This is a genomic window from Thalassospira sp. SM2505 (assembly GCF_054901115.1).
The window spans coordinates 1,118,447-1,135,482 of sequence record NZ_CM142731.1 but is presented as its reverse complement, the minus strand read 5'-3'; the positions used below and the strand labels follow the sequence as shown (position 1 = coordinate 1,135,482).

General features: G+C 53.6%; 17 protein-coding genes. 10 read left to right on the top strand and 7 right to left on the bottom strand.

The window, feature by feature from the left end; translation table 11 throughout:
• The first annotated feature begins 147 nt into the window (after positions 1-147).
• Complete coding sequence (locus tag ACTU44_RS05105) at positions 148-939, top strand: class I SAM-dependent methyltransferase (RefSeq protein WP_114098048.1); 792 nt, start codon at positions 148-150, stop codon at positions 937-939.
• Here ACTU44_RS05105 and ACTU44_RS05100 read toward each other — a convergent pair whose 3' ends face one another.
• Entirely contained in the window at positions 940-1,731 is a 792-nt protein-coding gene (locus ACTU44_RS05100; RefSeq protein WP_462096832.1) for a sterol desaturase family protein, read from the bottom strand. It lies immediately after the preceding gene.
• 186 nt (positions 1,732-1,917) lie between these two features.
• Here ACTU44_RS05100 and ACTU44_RS05095 point away from each other — a divergent pair, with 186 nt between their 5' ends.
• The 5 genes from ACTU44_RS05095 (at position 1,918) to ACTU44_RS05075 (ending at position 7,466) form a co-directional block, all read left to right on the top strand.
• Complete coding sequence (locus ACTU44_RS05095) at positions 1,918-2,946, top strand: M23 family metallopeptidase (RefSeq protein WP_462096831.1); 1,029 nt, start codon at positions 1,918-1,920, stop codon at positions 2,944-2,946.
• 273 nt (positions 2,947-3,219) lie between these two features.
• Positions 3,220-5,670: an EAL domain-containing protein gene (locus ACTU44_RS05090; protein WP_336080142.1), complete on the top strand. Its 2,451-nt coding sequence runs from the start codon at positions 3,220-3,222 to the stop codon at positions 5,668-5,670.
• A gap of 222 nt (positions 5,671-5,892) precedes the next feature.
• Positions 5,893-6,015, top strand: a complete 123-nt coding sequence (locus ACTU44_RS05085; RefSeq protein WP_336080141.1) for a hypothetical protein — start codon at positions 5,893-5,895, stop codon at positions 6,013-6,015.
• Between the two features lie 196 nt (positions 6,016-6,211).
• On the top strand, positions 6,212-6,538 hold the full coding sequence (locus tag ACTU44_RS05080) for a hypothetical protein (RefSeq protein WP_114097911.1): 327 nt from the start codon (positions 6,212-6,214) through the stop codon (positions 6,536-6,538).
• A 64-nt stretch (positions 6,539-6,602) separates the two neighbouring features.
• Positions 6,603-7,466: an NUDIX hydrolase gene (locus ACTU44_RS05075; RefSeq protein WP_462096830.1), complete on the top strand. Its 864-nt coding sequence runs from the start codon at positions 6,603-6,605 to the stop codon at positions 7,464-7,466.
• Between the two features lie 100 nt (positions 7,467-7,566).
• On the opposite strand, the gene ACTU44_RS05070 is transcribed toward ACTU44_RS05075, so the two are convergent.
• The 3 genes from ACTU44_RS05070 to ACTU44_RS05060 all read right to left on the bottom strand — a co-directional run bounded on the left by ACTU44_RS05070 (position 7,567) and on the right by ACTU44_RS05060 (position 9,405).
• Positions 7,567-8,046, bottom strand: coding sequence for a hypothetical protein (locus ACTU44_RS05070; RefSeq protein ID WP_114097909.1), 480 nt, complete (start codon positions 8,044-8,046; stop codon positions 7,567-7,569).
• Between the two features lie 104 nt (positions 8,047-8,150).
• Positions 8,151-8,612: a methylmalonyl-CoA mutase gene (locus ACTU44_RS05065; protein ID WP_462096829.1), complete on the bottom strand. Its 462-nt coding sequence runs from the start codon at positions 8,610-8,612 to the stop codon at positions 8,151-8,153.
• A gap of 130 nt (positions 8,613-8,742) precedes the next feature.
• A complete protein-coding gene (locus tag ACTU44_RS05060; protein ID WP_462096828.1) occupies positions 8,743-9,405 on the bottom strand; it encodes an NnrU family protein in 663 nt (220 codons plus the stop codon).
• 202 nt (positions 9,406-9,607) lie between these two features.
• Here ACTU44_RS05060 and ACTU44_RS05055 point away from each other — a divergent pair, with 202 nt between their 5' ends.
• Positions 9,608-10,045, top strand: a complete 438-nt coding sequence (locus ACTU44_RS05055) for a GcrA family cell cycle regulator (protein ID WP_114097907.1) — start codon at positions 9,608-9,610, stop codon at positions 10,043-10,045.
• 96 nt (positions 10,046-10,141) lie between these two features.
• Here the strand turns inward: ACTU44_RS05055 and ACTU44_RS05050 are convergent, their stop codons facing one another.
• Both ACTU44_RS05050 and ACTU44_RS05045 read right to left on the bottom strand, forming a co-directional pair.
• The gene (locus tag ACTU44_RS05050; protein WP_462096827.1) at positions 10,142-12,112 is read right to left on the bottom strand and encodes a bifunctional 2',3'-cyclic-nucleotide 2'-phosphodiesterase/3'-nucleotidase; all 1,971 of its coding nucleotides are present in this window, start codon (positions 12,110-12,112) and stop codon (positions 10,142-10,144) included.
• Between the two features lie 162 nt (positions 12,113-12,274).
• On the bottom strand, positions 12,275-13,552 hold the full coding sequence (locus tag ACTU44_RS05045; protein WP_462096826.1) for an MFS transporter: 1,278 nt from the start codon (positions 13,550-13,552) through the stop codon (positions 12,275-12,277).
• A 152-nt stretch (positions 13,553-13,704) separates the two neighbouring features.
• On the opposite strand from ACTU44_RS05045, the gene ACTU44_RS05040 reads away from it, so the two are divergent.
• A complete protein-coding gene (locus tag ACTU44_RS05040; RefSeq protein ID WP_114097904.1) occupies positions 13,705-14,493 on the top strand; it encodes an AraC family transcriptional regulator in 789 nt (262 codons plus the stop codon).
• A 22-nt stretch (positions 14,494-14,515) separates the two neighbouring features.
• Here the strand turns inward: ACTU44_RS05040 and ACTU44_RS05035 are convergent, their stop codons facing one another.
• Positions 14,516-15,100 (bottom strand): hypothetical protein, encoded by a 585-nt coding sequence (locus tag ACTU44_RS05035; RefSeq protein ID WP_462096825.1) that lies wholly within the window; start codon positions 15,098-15,100, stop codon positions 14,516-14,518.
• 370 nt (positions 15,101-15,470) lie between these two features.
• Here ACTU44_RS05035 and ACTU44_RS05030 point away from each other — a divergent pair, with 370 nt between their 5' ends.
• Together ACTU44_RS05030 and ACTU44_RS05025 are read left to right on the top strand one after the other, a co-directional pair.
• A complete protein-coding gene (locus tag ACTU44_RS05030) occupies positions 15,471-15,797 on the top strand; it encodes a hypothetical protein (RefSeq protein WP_147251965.1) in 327 nt (108 codons plus the stop codon).
• 138 nt (positions 15,798-15,935) lie between these two features.
• A complete protein-coding gene (locus tag ACTU44_RS05025) occupies positions 15,936-16,988 on the top strand; it encodes a helix-turn-helix domain-containing protein (RefSeq protein ID WP_462096824.1) in 1,053 nt (350 codons plus the stop codon).
• Positions 16,989-17,036: the final 48 nt, after the last annotated feature.

Genomic DNA, 17,036 nt, shown 5'->3' with positions numbered 1-17,036 from the left:
AGCAATCCCTATTTCGTCGAATAGCCAAACCATCCGGCCTTGCAATAAATGAAATTGGTGACACATCAGATACTTGGCTGCTGTGTGGCCCATGCGCAAAAATTCAATAAGGCTGTGAAACAGCCGTTATCGAGGAAACCTGATTCAATGAATATGACAATCGCCGACACCTATGAAATCGCAATGGGCCGATGGAGCCGCCGTTTGTCACGCAGTTTCCTTGATTTCGTTGCCGCCCCGTCTTGCGGGGCACTGGTTGATGTCGGCTGTGGTACCGGAAGCCTGACACTGGCCGCTGCCACCCGTTACCCCAAGGCCGAGATCGTCGGCATTGATCTGATGTCTGATTATATGACCGATGCCCTGCGCAGTTCCGCACCCAATGTGCGTTTTGAAACCGGCGATGCATCCGCCCTGCCCTTTGCCGATGACAGCTTTGACACGGCCTTTTCACAATTGCTGTTAAACGATCTGGATGGCCCGGCCGGTGCGGTTGGCGAAATGGTGCGTGTTACGCGCGCCAATGGCCGGATTGCAGCCACGGTCTGGGATCGTATCGGCGGACTGACCTTTATCCGGCTGTTTCTTGATGTTGCCGCCCTGATTGCCGAGGGCGAAGGCGAAGAACTGCGTGCCAGGGTCTTTGACGTTCCCTATCAGAACGAGGATGACCTGTTTGATCTTTGGTCCGATGCCGGGCTGGAAGATGTGGCGACCACCACACTTGCCGTGCGCATGGATTTCATCGATTTTGATGATTACTGGCAATCATTGATGGGCGCGCACAGCCTGATCCGCGACTTTTTCGCCCGTCAACCCGCCGAGATTGCCCATGAAATACAACAAGCCACCATGCGGGCCTATCTTGGTGGCAAGCCCGATGGACGCCGGTCACTGGTGGCGTCCGCGCTTGCTGTGCGCGGGATGGTTCCGGCCTGATCACGGCTGGCGAAATGGCAGCCAAAGCACCCCAAGAAGGCTTTGGCTGTTTTTATCGCGGAATTCTTCAAGACCGATCTGCATGTCATGGTCGTTTGTTCTTGTATGATCAACATAGCTGACAAACAACCGATCCCAAACCGACAGGATATTCCCATAATTGCTGTTGGTTTCGCCCATGACGCTGGAATGATGGATCCTATGCATATCAGGCGTCACGATCAGCATCCTCAGCGCCCGATCAAGGCCCTTGGGCAGATGCACATTACCGTGATTAAACAGGGCAAAGCCGCTAAGCATGCTTTCATAAATCACCACCGCCCAAGGATCGGCCCCGATCAGCAAGACAAAGAACGACTTATACAGGGCTGATGCCACAATCTCGAACGGGTGAAAGCGCACAGCCGTCGAGACATCAAATTCCACATCACAATGATGTACCCGGTGAAACCGCCACAGCAACGGGATCATGTGGGTAAAGCGATGCTGCCAGTAAATTGCGCAATCCAGAGTGATGATGGTGACAAGCCCCGCCAGAACAGCGGGCAGCCCGACCAGATTATTAAGACCCACCCCCTGATCTCGTGCCCAGATTGCCGTTGCAATCATTGCCGCCCCAACGGTAAAGCGCGCAAGGGCGGCGCTGGTCAGCAGCAATCCGAAATTGGTCAGCCAGCGCATCGGACGGCGCACGGCTTCCTTTGGGCGATAGGGTGCAACGGCCTCCCACAATGCCATGACGGCAAGAATGGCGGCAAAGATTCCCAGTCGCAGCAATCCGTTCTGATCCATTCCAGTGTGCCTTTGTCGGGTTAAACTATCTGGGATGAGGTGATCACCAGCAATCCAAGTGATAGCGATACCTGCCCTTACGAACAATATCTTGCGCGTCGCAGTGGCTTCACCTTTGTGTTAGATAATAAGTGTTTCGTGATAAAATACACCTTTGTATAGAGTGATCAGGACCAAGGAGGCCCCATGCCACAGCCATCAGGACGTTTTCGGACACTTGCTCTTTCCGTGTTCGCAACCCTGACCCTTGGTGGCATTGCAAAGGCCGATGGCCCACCCTTTGATCTACCGGTCGATTGCCCGAACAATACGTGCAGCATCGTGCATTATGTCGATCATGACCCGGGTCCCGAAATTCGTGATTTCGCCTGTGGCACGACCACATATGACGGCCATCGCGGCACTGATTTTTCAGTTCCCGACGAAGCCACCATGCTCGGTGGCGTTGCCGTGCGCTCGGTTGCCGATGGCACGGTCGTTGCCCTGCGCGAAGGGGTCGAGGATATTGATTCAGGCCGTCTTTCGAAAAACAGCCTTGATGGCATCGAGTGCGGAAATGGCGTGCTGATTGATCACGCTGATGGCTGGCAAAGCCAGTATTGCCATCTGCGCCGCGGGTCGGTCGCGGTCAAAAAAGGGGATCGCGTGACACGCGGACAGATGATTGCCGAAATCGGCATGTCGGGTCAGGCAACTTTCCCGCATCTGCATTTCAATCTGCGCAAGGATGATCAGCTTGTTGATCCATTTAGCGGCACGGCCATGGGGGCCAGCGACCAAAATACCTGTTCGACCGATCAGGCCGCGCTTTGGTCATCAGAGGCCCGCGCGCAACTGACCTATCATGACATTACCCTTTACGGGCACGGCTTTTCGATGGCGCGGCCCAATGCATCTGATCTGAAGCGCGGCTATGGCAAGCAGACCGAACTGCCGCGCACAAGCCCCGGGCTTTATTTCTGGGCCTATCTGATCGGGGCCAATAATGGTGATGTCATCCGGCTGAGCTTGCAGACCCCGAATGGCAAAGGCGGTCATCGCGATTTTGTCATTGATCAGCCCGATGATCAGGGACCACGTGCCAAATGGTTCTTTATCAATATGGACCGCCCTGGTGCCGCATGGCCGGCCGGGAACTATTCCGGTGAAGTCACCTTCACCCGGCCCGGGCGACAGGCCCGGATGATTGGGCAGACCAACCTGACCATCCGCTAGGCGCCCAAAACGCTATATCTGGAAAGTAAAAGCGGCCCTGTCCCTGCCATTCAAACTGATCCGGAAACGGATGCAGATCGTAAAGCAACATCAGAAGCCATGTTCTTTTTGCCATGGCGTGACCGATTTCCCGTGCAGGGCGCTACCTATGTCACGACCTATGTATAGACATGGTATTATTAATTGCCTTGGCCGTTCCACAGGAATTAAAATCACATTAGAAAACTGCATTATGCCTTGAATGCGTTGAAAAATGAAATACACGGCACCTGAATGTACAGAATATATGACTGCCTTGCGACCCAGCACGATATCGTACTGGTTCTGATCGCGATTGCGATCGGATTGGGCGGGATCCATACGGCCTTTAATCTTTATGCACGGGCCTGCATGGGCCGTTTGCAGCAAAGACTGGCATGGCTGTTTCTGACAGGTGTGGTGACGGGTGGCGGCATCTGGGCGACGCATTTTATTGCGATGCTGGCCTATGATCCGATTGTACCGGTCGGCTATGAACCCGCACTGACCGCAACGTCACTGATCATTGCGATTGCCTCGACAATGCTTGGCTTTGCCATCGCATCCATGACCGGACCGCATTTGTTGCTGTCGCGTCTGGTCGGCGGCCTTGTTGTTGGGCTTGGCATTTCGGCGATGCATTTCACCGGCATGGAAGCAATGCGTGTCCCCGGCATCATCAGCTGGCATATGGATATCGTGGTTGCCGCGATCCTGATGGGCGCCATTTTCGGGATGGTTTCGCTTTGGCTTGCCGGGCAGGCGCGCACATCGCGTCAGAAACTTCTGGGCAAGGCCAATCTGACGGTGGCGGTTGCTGCCATGCATTTCAGCGCCATGGGGGCCCTGATCATCACCCCCGACCCGACAGTTCCGGTCCCTGCACAGCTGATTTCCCAGCATTATCTGGCGATCGGTGTCGCAATTGTCGCGGCCCTTCTGATTGCAATCGGGTTTGTTACCGCACTGGTTGATCGCCAGATGCGCGACCATGTCAGCAACCGGATGCGTATTCTTGGTGATTCCGCCATCGAGGCACTGGTCCTGACCCAGAACGGGCGGATCGTTGATACCAATGAAAGCTTCCTGCGCCTGACCGACAGCAAACCTCATGAAGTGATTGATCAGGACTTTCTAACGCGCTGGCTACCAGATACGCCGCCTGCGTTCCAGACCGGGAACCTTAACTATATCGAAACGGCCCTGCGGCTGGGCGAGCAGAAAGAACTGCCTGTCGAGGTCATCCGCCGCGAAATTCCCGCCGACGATATTGCCGACGATACGGTCATTTATGGTCTGCGCGATCTACGTGAACGTTATGCCGCGGAAAAACATATTCGTTTTCTGGCCGAACATGACTCGCTTACACAACTATTGAACCGAACGACCTTTAACGACCGGCTGGCCGAGGCACTGATTGAGGCTGATGAAACCGGTGTTCCGGTCACAGTCATGTGTGTCGATTTCGACCACTTCAAAGAGCTCAATGACAGTTTCGGTCACATTGCAGGCGATCACGCCTTGCGCGAACTGGGAACGCGGCTTGGCCGGCTGGTGACCGATGAAGTCACCATTGCGCGTGTTGGCGGCGACGAATTTGTCGTGTTGCTCCATCATCAGAACCGCAGCGGTGCCAGCAGCATCATGACCCACACCCGCGAAGTCGCGCAGCAGATCCTTGATTGCATTGCATTGCCGATCTTCATCAATCAGGAGAACCGTGCGAAACTGTCGGCCAGCATCGGTGTTGCCAATTACCCCGCAGACGGGGCCGATGCCGAAAGCATCCTGTTCCACGCCGATCTTGCGATGTATCGGGTCAAACAGTCGGGCGGCAATGACGTGGTGTTCTATTCTTCCGAAATGGACGAGGAATACCGGTTCAAACGGCAGCTGGCCTCGAACCTGCGGCTTGCACTGGAAAATGGGCAACTTGAACTTCATTACCAGCCGCAATGTCACGTCGATGATCAGGAAATCCGGTCCTTTGAGGCCCTGTTGCGCTGGAACGATCCGGAGCTTGGCCAAGTTTCGCCCGGCCGCTTCATTCCGATTGCCGAAGAAACCGGCTTGATCATCCCGCTTGGTGAATGGGTGTTGCGCACCGCCTGTTTTGAGGCCGCCAGCTGGAAAAATCCGCTTGGCATCGGCGTGAACCTTTCGGCCGTACAGCTTCAAAAGCACGAATTGCCCGACGTCGTTGCCAGCATCCTTCAAGAAAGCGGCCTTGATCCCAACCGTCTTGAGCTTGAAGTCACCGAAACCGCACTTATTCACAATCCGGCGCGCTCGATGAAGATACTGTCGGATATCAAGAAACTTGGTGTGCGGATTGCGATGGATGATTTCGGTACCGGCTACTCGTCGCTTGCAACCTTGCAGAATTTCCCGGTTGACCGCATCAAGATTGACCAGTCTTTTGTCAATAAACTGGTCGGCAATGCGCAGGCCGGGGCGATTGTGCGCGCTGTGATCAATCTGAGTCGCGATCTGGCGCTTGATGTGATTGCCGAAGGGGTTGAAACCGACGAACAGGAAACCTTCCTGACCGATCATGATTGTCGCGCGGTCCAGGGATACAAATATGGTTACCCTCGTCCGATCACCGACTACCGACACATTGTGCATCCGCAAGATGACAATGCCGATGCGGCAGAATCCCCGAAAACCGGGGCGAATCGACACCGGGGCATTGAAACGGTTTAAAACCGGTTAGTACAGTCCCCCCCCCGACCCTCAGGGGGATCACGTAGGTAAAGCGCCATTTGTGACAAATTCGACGAAAAAAAAGCGACCTTTTCCACGCAGTTGAAAGTTTTTTGACGTTTTTTGAGTCAGAAGCCTTGTATCGCGGCCACTGCCCTGCATATATTTGGTGAGTGCCCTGTCAGGGCATCTGGAAGCTACCTGTCATAAGACGGAGTGAATATGATGAATAAGCGCAAAGCCGTTGCTATCGCCGTTGCCCGTGAGCAGCAAATTGCCCGTTCGATGGAAATCCTGTTCGCAGGCACCATTGTGGCTTTGATTGCATCGCTACTGGTTCTCTGATCCAGTTATTGCCTTCATCATTTCCGGGATATTTTCAAACCACACGGTTCTGAATATACACACCCACAAGTTAGCTTTATGACCAATCGCCACATTTTCACTGCCATCATTACGCGAATTATTTGCCCGGTTGTCTAAGGACACCGGGACGTACCTGTTCGCCTGTTTGATGCATTGAAAATCCGTGAGCATTGTCATGACCAATCATGCTTTTGCTGCGTCCCAAGATGACGCGCAGACCGCCAAATCCGTTTATTGTTTCTCTGTCCATGCTGCTGCAGAACCCGATGTTATGCCGCGTGTTCTTGAACTGTTTGCCAAACGCAATCTGGTTCCAGCCAGCTGGCATTCCACCGTTGCCGAAGGCAATCGCGGGTTTGAGGAACTCCAGATCGACATCCAGGTCCAACAGCTTGAAACCAAGGTAGCCGAACATATCGCGCGCTGCCTGCGTCAGGTCATCCATGTAAATACGGTCCTGACGTCGGAAAAAGGCTATTCAAACTCGGCGCTTAGTGCGTAACCTGTCGATGTCGTGGCGCTGTCGGGAAACCTGACAGCGCAGACCACCCGACAGGAGTGCCCAATTGGCCTATATTGACCATATCATTGCCTGCAATAACGCCAATCTGTCGCGTTATGCGCGTTTCCGCATTGATGATCAGCCGGTCGGGGCGATCCGGTCCGATTTTGCATCGGCCCTGATTGCGCTTGGCACCGATTTCATCCGCGACGAGAACGGCGAATATGGCTTTGCCGCGCATATCAAAACCCCTGAACAGCGCAATGAAGTTCTGGATGCTGCAACCCGCCGCCTGACCGAACAGGGCGTGATCCGGCAATTGCACGGCGAGAAGTTTGATATTCGCAAACGTCTTTCCGACGAACCGCTGTGCCAGCTTGACCGATTTGCCATGCCCTATTTCGGCTGCCGGTCCTGGGGGGTGCATATGAACGGTTTCGTGCGCAAACCCGACGGCATCCATATGTGGATCGCTCATCGGTCCAAGGACAAGCCGACCTATCCCGGAATGCTTGACAATATGGTTGCCGGCGGACAACCCACCGGTCTTGGTTTCCGTGAAAACATGATGAAGGAATGCGCCGAAGAGGCCGGCATTCCCGAAGATCTGTCACGCCATGTTCAGCCGATCGGGGCGATATCGTATCTTTACGAAACCACCGAGGGGCTCAAACCCGATGTGATGGTCAATTTCGATCTGGAATTGCCCGAGGACTTTGTTCCCCGATGTGCTGATGGCGAAGTCGACCGGTTTGAATTGCTACCTCTGGCCGATATCGCCAACATCGTTCGCACCGGCTTTGACTTCAAGTTCAACTGCGCGCTGGTCGTCATCGATTTTCTGATCCGCCACGGATTTCTAACCGCAGATAATGAACCAAGCTACGGTGAGCTGCTCACTGGTCTTCATCGACAGCTCAATTCATAAGCGCGCACGTCTGCTTGCACACGCAACACCAAGAGCCCCTTCGAAACATCGAACGGGTGCTTTTGTGTTTGAGCAGATATCTCTTTGATTACGGGCAGATTTACTGACGCGTATTAGGCCCGCCCATCAGGGCACCAACAGCCATCACCGTCAGCTTTGCGCGCAGATCGGGATCAAGCTTGTCGAGATCACTTTGCTTACTGCGCAAGGCCTTGACCGCCTCGTTGATCAGTTCCTGTCTGCGATCATCGGCCTCGGTCGGCATTCTGCTTTTCTTTTTGCCAAGCTTGGCATCGGCAGCATTCAACGCCTTCAGGATTTCGTTATGGGGGTTATCAGCCTGCTCGGTCAGGGTTTCGGCCAAGGCAAGAGCGCGCGCTTCTTCAAGGGACATGCCTTCGTCCTGATGGGCAAGAGCACGGTCTTCAATACGGCGCGCCTGTCTTGCCTGAGCAGCGGTCTGTTCGGCGGTTGCGGCGTCGCGCATCTGAAGGGATTGCGCATCACTATATGCACGAATGGCATCCCGGCCTTTCTTGCCGACAAACACGCGCATCAGTGTTTCCTTGAGCAGTCCCATCAACTGATCCTTTGATTATTTTTCCCGCCTCGGGATTCAACCATTATGCACTTAAAGGGTTTCTAAATCATTTCCCCCGCGCCTTTGCGGAATCTTCGAATGATTTAAATATGTTGTGCCACACGGCCTTCTTCAATTGCCAGAATATAGGCAATCAGGGCTTCGCAATCGGCAGTCTCAAGATGTTCAAGGTCACAGACGAAATCGACATTCCCGCGGGCCGGATCATCCGCATGCCCGACAATGCCGACTTTGACATATTCCGCATCCAGCCCGTCTAGTGCCGAAATCAGATCGGCAACACTGACACGGTCCTGTGCCGTCAGCGATGTGCGGATCAGCACCAGCATATCGGCATCACAATCGATTGCCTGCATGGCAATGGACTGGGCATCGGAATGCTGGGGGGCAACATCCACATCGAACCCGCCATCGGCAAACAGGGTAGCGACATGTTTGTGATAGGCCTGCTCTTCGTCCGAGGCGGTCGCCAAAAGAAGCCGGGGATGGCGGCCTTCCATTTCGGCAAACCTGGCAAGATTGGTCGCGAGTTGCGGAGATGTCATGATACCTCGCTTGAATTTGCGCCCGACAAACCAAAATGGTGCGGCGGGTTTTTGCATGTTTTGCAACATGCCTTGGGAAACAGTATCCCTTTCAAAACTTGGGCTGACAAGCTCCGGCGTCAAGTCCCTACTACCAGCCAGCCATTTCAAGCGGGTTGACGCCAATCACATGACCATGCCCCATCAGGATCACGACATAGATGATCCCGCCCAGCAGAAAATCCTGCCAGCCAAACGCCCCCTTGAACAATCCCGACAGTGAGAAGCGCCGAGTCCCTGCCAGAACTGCCTCCTGTTCGGCTACGCTCATGTCACGCAAACGGATTTTCTCCATCCGCCAGAACCCGATCAGCGCAAAAAGCGCACTGCCCCCGAAAAAGACCAGAGAGACAAAATCGCCATTGGCAACCACATGACCGATCCCCCAAAGGAAAGCCCCCAGCAACAGGGGATGACGGCAGAAACGGTTGATGCCGGGCCGATCCGGATCAAAGCCGGATTTGCGCCCGATAGATAACGGACAGGGTTGAAGAATGGCGCTGGCCCACAAGATACAGGCGGGTAGCATGACAATAATCAGCGCCTTTGCCTGCCATATCTGGAAGTCCCACAGCCAAAACGACTCCGAGACGATAACTTCGTGGATAACCCATGCAAATAACAGGGTGGAAAGAACCGAGAAACCAACAACATAAGCTCGATAGCCGACCAGGCCGACAATCCTGTTTCGAAGCAGCCCCGGAATAACGTGTGCCCCAAGGAAAACCGCGACCGAGATGAAAAACCAGACCAAAGTACGATCCCCTCTTTACATTGCTGCTTCAACATGCAAATTGCGCTGTTCCCGCACACGGGTCGGGACGCGAATCTCCAAGACCCTTGCGTTACGAGATATTAGCGGATACCTCTGTATCCCTGTTTGACATCGGACAATAAGCAACTGCCTGCGGCAAGAAAACCGTAAGGCGGGCAACGGAACACGGAATATACTCGAAATGAGCTGGACGCCGGAAAAGATTGAATTGCTGACCTCGCTCTGGAATCAGGGCTGGACCACGGCACGCATCGGTGAAGAACTGGGTGTTGGCAAGAATGCCGTCGTAGGCAAGGCACATCGCCTTGGCCTGCCCAAACGCCCGTCCCCGATTCAGCGTCGTGCTGAGGAAGCGGAACAGAAGAAAGCCCCGGCCCCCAAGCAACAGACCAAAGGCATTTCGATCTTTGATCTTGGGGCTGGCATGTGCCGTTGGCCGTTCGGTGACCCGGGCGATGAAGATTTCCACTTCTGTGGCAAGAAGATCGTGCCGAGCAAACCCTATTGCGACGAGCATTGCGCACAGGCTTACCTGAATGGCAAAAACCCGCGCGAGGATAATCCCCCTGCGCATCAGGGTGCCGGTGGCAAGGGCCCGCAGGCCGCTGCCAAAAAATAAGTTCCGGCCTGGTGCCCAGTGCACCGCCAGAAATCAAAAAGCCGCCCTTTTTACAGGGCGGCTTTTTTTAATGGCTAGATTGGTTGAGCAAACGTTCTATTTGCTTTGCAGGACATATTTGGCAAACCCGTCCTGATCCTCGCCGATGAAGCTGATATTGTCCGGGGCATTGGCCGCAGCCGATGCTTTCGGGCTGGTGACAAACGTGACCTTGTTGGCATCACCAATCGGCGCAAAGGTCCAGTTGCCGTCTGCCTTCGGATCAATTTCCTTTTCGGTCAGGATATAGTTGGCAAGAACCGTGCGGTTTTCATCGGGTGCCTCGACAATGATGGTCGATCCGTCAAGACCGGGGAAATGTCCGCCGCCGCTGGCGCGATAGTTATTGGTCGCAACAACAAACTGTTGGTCGGCCGTGACCGGTTTGCCCTCAAAAGTCAGGTTGACGATGCGATGACTGTCAGCGTTGACCAATTCACCAGCCTTGTTGTACCGGGCCGGTTTGGTGACATCAATCTGATAGGTCACCCCGTCAATCACGTCATAGTTATAGGTCGGGAAATCCGGATTGATCAGCGGCTGTTCATCACGGCTGGCGGGGTCAATCTGGTTGAACTGGCCTGCCGACATTTCAAGCCACTCGCGGACCTGGTCGCCATCAAGCAAAACCGCGCGCACCGTGTTCGGATAGATATAAAGATCCGCGACGTTTTTAAGTGCAATCTTGCCTTCGGGGATATCGGTGAAATAGTCCGGTCCGCCACGCCCCCCCGCCTTGAAAGGCGCACCGGCAGACAGGATTGGAATGCCATCATATTCCGAGCCGTTCAGGATCTTTTCGAGATACCATTTCTGGGCATTGGTCACGATCTGGATCGACGGATCATCGGCGACAAGCGCAAAGAAGCTGTTGATCGGGGCCGAGGTCGTGCCGACACCTTCGCGCATATAGGCGATGGTTGCTTCGTGCTCTTCCTTGACTGCGGCAATGATTTCCGGATCAGCTTCGACCAGCGGGGTGATGGTCCGACCTTCGCGCTGATAGATCGGGCGTGCATCCGACAGGCTGTCGACAACTGTCCATTCACCCGCGTCCGAGACATTGAGCTTGAGATCAATCACGCCAAGATGGCTGCCCCAGAAGCCCGGCATGACCGCAGCAACACCGTTGATCGTCCCCTTGGCAAGATCAACGCCTTCAAGATCGGCGAAGGCCTCGGACGGGAAGACGGTATGGGCGTGCCCGAACAGGATCGCGTCAATGCCATCAACCTTTGAAAGGTAATAGGTCGCGTTTTCTTCCATGCCATGGCGTTCCATGGTCGAAAGTCCCGAATGCGGAACGGCAATGACGATATCGGCCCCCTTTGCCCGCATTTCCGGTACATATTTCTCGGCCATTTCGACAATGTCTTTGGTAAAGACCTTGCCTTCAAGATTGGCCTTGTCCCACTGCATGATCTGTGGCGGAACGAAACCGATCACACCAACCTTCGCCTTGTGCGACTTGCCTTCATCATCGACAAATTCCCTGTCGAGAAGGACATAGGGTTCGAAATAGGGTTTGTCATTTTCGGCATTGCCATCGCCATCATCGACAAAGATATTTGCACTGACATAAGGGAAATTCGCACCGGCAATCGAGTTCCCCAGAAACTCAAGACCATAGTTGAATTCATGGTTACCAAGGTTGGCGGCATCATAATCAAGAAGGTTCATCGCCTTGTAGACCGGGTGAATTTCACCCTTTTTGAGACCGCGCTCCTTGGCCATGTAATCGCCAAGCGGGTTACCCTGAATAAGGTCGCCGTTATCAACAAAAACAACGTTCATGGCTTCACCGCGTGCGGTTTTGAGCAAGGTCGCGACCTTTGCCAGACCAACCGTGTCAGATTCCCCATCCCGGTAATAGTCGTAATTGACCAGGTGAGTGTGAATGTCGGTGGTCTCGAGAATACGCAGCGAAACTGAACTGTCGGCAAGTGCTGTACCGCTTAACAGTGCCAGCGACAGTCCGATTGCAGTTGCGCCTGTCTTGCGCATGCGCGCTTTGAGGAAGGATGTCATGTGTCTTTTCCCTGTTCGAGTGCTCGGTCGCTTTACTTTATTCTTGTTCAGATGGTCAGGTTTTGAAGATTTTGCGAAAAAGATGGGGCAAATACAAATAGAAACGCCCGCGCGATCTGCACGGGCGTTTCCTGATTGAAGTTATCCGCCAAAACGGCTTGTTCAGGCTGGCAAGGCTTCAGGGGATTTATAGCCCCGTATCACTTCGTTACCCGGTTCAGGGTCACTCGGGACATTAAGGGCAAGGACCAGTGACACAAACGCCATTACTGCCCCAGCAAGGAAGACTGCACTTGGTGAAATCAGCCAGAGCAGTCCGAATGCAGCCGGGATAAAGACCGCAGCAATATGGTTGATCGTAAAGCTCACCCCCGCCGTTGACGAAATATCAGCCGGATCGGCGATCTTCTGGAAATAGGTCTTGATGGCGATTGCCATGGCAAAGAACAGATGATCAATGACATAAAGACCACCGGCAATCACATGGTTCTCGACAAAAGCATAAGAGACGAACACGATAAACAGACCGATATATTCAAAGGTCAATGCGCGGCGTTCGCCCCATTTGCTGATCAGTTTGCCGATCTTGGGCGCCAGGAACATGTTGATCGCGTGGTTTAAAAGATACAGCAACGTGATGGTTGCCGCGTCATAGCCGAACTTCTCGACCATCAGAAAGCCCGCAAACACCGTGAAAATCTGACGCCGCGCACCGCTCATGAAGGTCAGGGCATAATAAAGCCAATAGCGTTTGCGCAGGATCAGCTTCTTGGTCTGCGGATGAGCGTCGGCAAATTTCGGGAACGCTCCCCAGACGAACAGTGCCGCGATGACCGTCAATGCACCACCAAACAGATAGACATAGCGATATTCAATTGCGAAGACTTCCAGCATCAGCCAGACAACGCCAAACATCACCAGTGACGAGATCGACTTCGCCGAAAGCTGTTTGCCCATCACGATGGCGGTGCGTTCCTTTTTGACCCATTGCAACGAAAGGGCCTGTTGCATGGTTTCAAAATAATGGAAGCCGATCGACATCAGCACCGTCGTGCAATAAAGCCCGATCACCGTCGGGAAATATCCCGAGATCGCAACACCGATGCCCAGAACAAGCAGCGACAACAGGGCAAAGGTCTGTTCACGCAGTACCAGCAATACAAAGATTGCGGTAAAGGCAAGGAAACCCGGAATTTCGCGCAGGGACTGCAAAATACCGATCTCGCGCCCGGTAAAATCGGCCATCTCAACCGAAAAGTTGTTCAAAAGCGCCATCCAGGTCGAAAAGGATAGCGGCATCGCTGCAGCCATCAGAATCAGGAGCACTTCGGGGTTACGCCATCCCTTATAGACAGGGATGCTTGCCGTATGCTCACCCGTCACCTCGCCAATCGGGGCGGCGTGATTACTGGCCTCTGGTATCAGTTCTTCCTTGGACATTTTTTCTCCCCGGACAGGGCCGCGTTGGTGGCGGGACCATCGTCACAACTGTTGTTCGTTTGGAATGCGACCAAATTAAACCTGTTGCAGGCCGTCTGTCTTACGATAATCTGCCATCATATATCGCAAACCAGACACAACGGTGGTTGTAGATGCATCGCCCGACCCCGACCGACGAAGCACGTCATATTCGCCCCCGCCCGGCAGAGCTTCCTCGCCCGATTTATGTCCGCATGAGCGACGTTCCCGCCGGATACAGTATCGGCGCACACAGCCATGACTGGTGCCAGCTGATCTATGCATCAGAAGGAACGATGAAAGTCATGACCGAAGCCGGTATCTGGATCGTGCCGCCCCAACGTGCCGTCTGGGTGCCGCCGCATCTTGAACATGCAGTAAGTCATGCGACCTTTACCCGGGCTCGTCACATCTATATCGACCGCCATGCACCAGTCGACCTTCCGGATCGTTGCATGGTTCTTGATGTCAGCCCGCTTTTGCGTGAGTTGATCCGTGCGGCGACAGAAATTCCTGTCGAATATGATGAAGAAGGTGCCGAGGGGCGTCTGATGCGGGTGCTGCTTGACCAGTTACGCGCCCCTGATCAGGAAAACCTGCATCTGCCTGCCCCCAAGGACCTGCGCCTTGCAAAGATTTGCGACGAGTTGCTGGCCGATCCGGCAGATAACAGGACGCTTGATGACTGGTCACGGATTTGCGGTGCGTCGTCGCGTACGTTGGCACGTTTGTTCCTGCGCGAAACCGGCATGCCGTTTCGCGACTGGCGACAAAAACTGCGGCTGCTTTATGCATTGGAAAAACTGGCAAATGATCGACCGGTTACCGAGATCGCCCTTGATCTTGGCTACGAAACGCCATCGGCATTCATTGCGATGTTTCGCAAGGCAACGGGTCGCACGCCCGGCGGATATTTTCGTTAAACAGACGGCCCGTCACGGACACCTATTTGTCGGTAAAATATCGAAGCGGTGGCAGGATGTCATTTTCCGGTTCAGGATCGGCACCATAACGGCGGATGGCTTTGGCGTGTGCGGGTCCAGACTGGCGGTTCTGGGCACAAAGATTGTGGATTTCGACCATGACGTCAGATGACCAGCACCGGGTGGAATCTTCACTCTGTGTGTGCCCGCAATCTGACAGGGTTTGCGGATCGGGACGATGGGCCTCTTCATGAATGCCTTCGCCGTCACGTCCTGCCAGCATTCTTTCGAGCACCGGCATGATATCGGCAATACTTTTAAGGACAGTGACGCTGTCGCCGATCGTCTTGACCATTGCCATTGCCATTTCCTCGTAGGCATCAGATGGCGGCGTGGCTTCCAGACTTTCCTTGTGGCTTTTCCGGATCAGATCAAATCCGGCACGAGATCGTGCAAGCAGCGCGACCGGACTGTGCCAGGCCTGATAGTTCGGTTCGTTGATCCTTCGGCCGGGCACAATATGGCTGGCCGGCCCCCAGTCGCGCCCCGGATCCGAGAAATTGATTTCTCCTTTTCGACGCGCCGGGTGTTTTTCGACTGAATACATGTTCTCCCCCAGAGAGAAATATCAGCGTTGCCCTGAATGCCCTGCCGGATTGACGATCAACCGCAGAGCTATGTGTTGTAATTTTGTTGTATTATGTCTAGCACGATCCCGTTTTTTCCAATGCCCATTGCGTCCAAATCGTTTTGCAATCAGTCCAGAAATTCATCAAAAAATGGCAGTTTTCGTAGGGTCTACACCTTTGGCCACCCACTTTAGGATAGTAACCACAAGGATAACTATACCAAAGCATCTTTGCGCAAAAGATGAATTCAAAGTAATTAAATTAGACAAATTGATACCCGGAACCGCGGCAGAAAAATCATAAAAACGCGCACAAATACGGACCGGAAAACTGTCTTTCGGGGGTAACATGACTACGGATCAATTATCCGGCGGGTCAACCAGTTCGTATTATATGACCGACAACCTGCCTGTGGATGCACATAGCGGCATCCGGAACAAGCCAATCGGCACGCAGTCCATCAACAAGAACGAAAAGTCCGGACGCGAGGCTGTTTTTACGGCAAACATCATTTTTCATCCCCTCCGATCGCGGGTTGTGAGAGCAACCTTGCGAAAACCGGGCTCGGACAGCTTCAGGCAACAGATTGTCTGCAGCGTCAGCGATCATTGCGTGATCAGCATGTCCGACAGGAAATGGCGTGACAGGTTATTACATCAGAATGATTTAATTTAATCATTTTGAATAAAACCTCTTTACGAGATTCACCAACTTACATAACCTAGACGTGTGGATAGGCATGTAAGCCTGACCCGATCCACACCGCATACATTAGTTGTAAGTGTCCGCCACGTAGGCAATTGGGGTAGCAAGATGCAACCTGATCATGATTCAGCTGGGGCCACCAGCACATTCTTTACTGTCGACAATCTGCCGATGCATGAAAGATACGACGTCTGGAAACAGGCGATCTCATGCCTTTTTGATGTCGATGCCGATAAAAATGTTCGGGAAAATGACTTCCGGACAACCATTCAATCGCACATTTTCGGCTCGCTAATGCTGATGGAAGTCGCTTCCCGGCAACAACAATGGAGCCGTGGCTACAAGCAGATTGCCGGAAATGGCATGGATCACTACGGTATTGCCGTATACCAGAACGGCAGCATTGAATGTGAAACGTCACGTGGACAGAGTCGCCTCAAACCGGGCGGGCTTCTGATTTATGATCTTACCCAGCCCTTTAATGCCCGCACGACCGATCACCAGACACTTAACCTTGTGATCCCGCGTGCATTGCTCGAAGATCAGCTGCAGCACCCTGACGACCATTGCATGCGTATTCTTGAGCCCGGCGATCCAATGGTTCAGATCATCCGAGACATGATCATTTCCCTGCAACGTAACGTCCGCGACCTTAAACACCCCCAGTCGCAAACACTTGAGAAAATGTTCCCGACACTTCTTGCCAACTGCCTGAATGCGCTGAGTGGAGAAACCAGCGAGATCAGCCATGAACGTCAGAACATCATGAGCATGGTCAGAATGCGGCGCTATTTCCGTGAAAACCTTTGCTCACCAGACCTCAACCCCCGTCGTGCGGCACAGGATCTTGGGGTATCGCGATCAAAGCTCTATAACTACTTCGCACCTTATGGCGGAGTTTATAACTATGTTCGCGACATGCGGCTGCGCAAAGCGATCTCACTGTTAAATGACCCGCTTCATGCGCGTTCGTCAATCTATGACATTGCCCTGGAATGCGGGTTTTCCAGTGATGCCAGCTTTATTCGTGCCTTTCGGGACAAATATGATGCAACCCCTGGCGAGGTACGCAATGGCGCATCGATCCATGCGCGCAAAACCCAGTGCATCATTGGTGCGGCCGATACACAGTTCGAGAAATGGATACATGGACTGGGCTAGGAAGGCGTCAGACCGGTTCGGCAGAAAACCGGACTTTAGATAATATCG

Bases quoted from the DNA above. Each gene is read 5' to 3' on its own strand.
- ACTU44_RS05105 (WP_114098048.1), top strand. From the start codon at position 148: ATGAATATGACAATCGCCGACACCTATGAAATCGCAATGGGCCGATGG.
- ACTU44_RS05100 (WP_462096832.1), bottom strand. From the start codon at position 1,731: ATGGATCAGAACGGATTGCTGCGACTGGGAATCTTTGCCGCCATTCTT.
- ACTU44_RS05095 (WP_462096831.1), top strand. From the start codon at position 1,918: ATGCCACAGCCATCAGGACGTTTTCGGACACTTGCTCTTTCCGTGTTC.
- ACTU44_RS05090 (WP_336080142.1), top strand. From the start codon at position 3,220: ATGTACAGAATATATGACTGCCTTGCGACCCAGCACGATATCGTACTG.
- ACTU44_RS05085 (WP_336080141.1), top strand. From the start codon at position 5,893: ATGATGAATAAGCGCAAAGCCGTTGCTATCGCCGTTGCCCGTGAGCAG.
- ACTU44_RS05080 (WP_114097911.1), top strand. From the start codon at position 6,212: ATGACCAATCATGCTTTTGCTGCGTCCCAAGATGACGCGCAGACCGCC.
- ACTU44_RS05070 (WP_114097909.1), bottom strand. From the start codon at position 8,046: ATGGGACTGCTCAAGGAAACACTGATGCGCGTGTTTGTCGGCAAGAAA.
- ACTU44_RS05065 (WP_462096829.1), bottom strand. From the start codon at position 8,612: ATGACATCTCCGCAACTCGCGACCAATCTTGCCAGGTTTGCCGAAATG.
- ACTU44_RS05055 (WP_114097907.1), top strand. From the start codon at position 9,608: ATGAGCTGGACGCCGGAAAAGATTGAATTGCTGACCTCGCTCTGGAAT.
- ACTU44_RS05050 (WP_462096827.1), bottom strand. From the start codon at position 12,112: ATGACATCCTTCCTCAAAGCGCGCATGCGCAAGACAGGCGCAACTGCA.
- ACTU44_RS05045 (WP_462096826.1), bottom strand. From the start codon at position 13,552: ATGTCCAAGGAAGAACTGATACCAGAGGCCAGTAATCACGCCGCCCCG.
- ACTU44_RS05040 (WP_114097904.1), top strand. From the start codon at position 13,705: ATGCATCGCCCGACCCCGACCGACGAAGCACGTCATATTCGCCCCCGC.
- ACTU44_RS05035 (WP_462096825.1), bottom strand. From the start codon at position 15,100: ATGTATTCAGTCGAAAAACACCCGGCGCGTCGAAAAGGAGAAATCAAT.
- ACTU44_RS05030 (WP_147251965.1), top strand. From the start codon at position 15,471: ATGACTACGGATCAATTATCCGGCGGGTCAACCAGTTCGTATTATATG.
- ACTU44_RS05025 (WP_462096824.1), top strand. From the start codon at position 15,936: ATGCAACCTGATCATGATTCAGCTGGGGCCACCAGCACATTCTTTACT.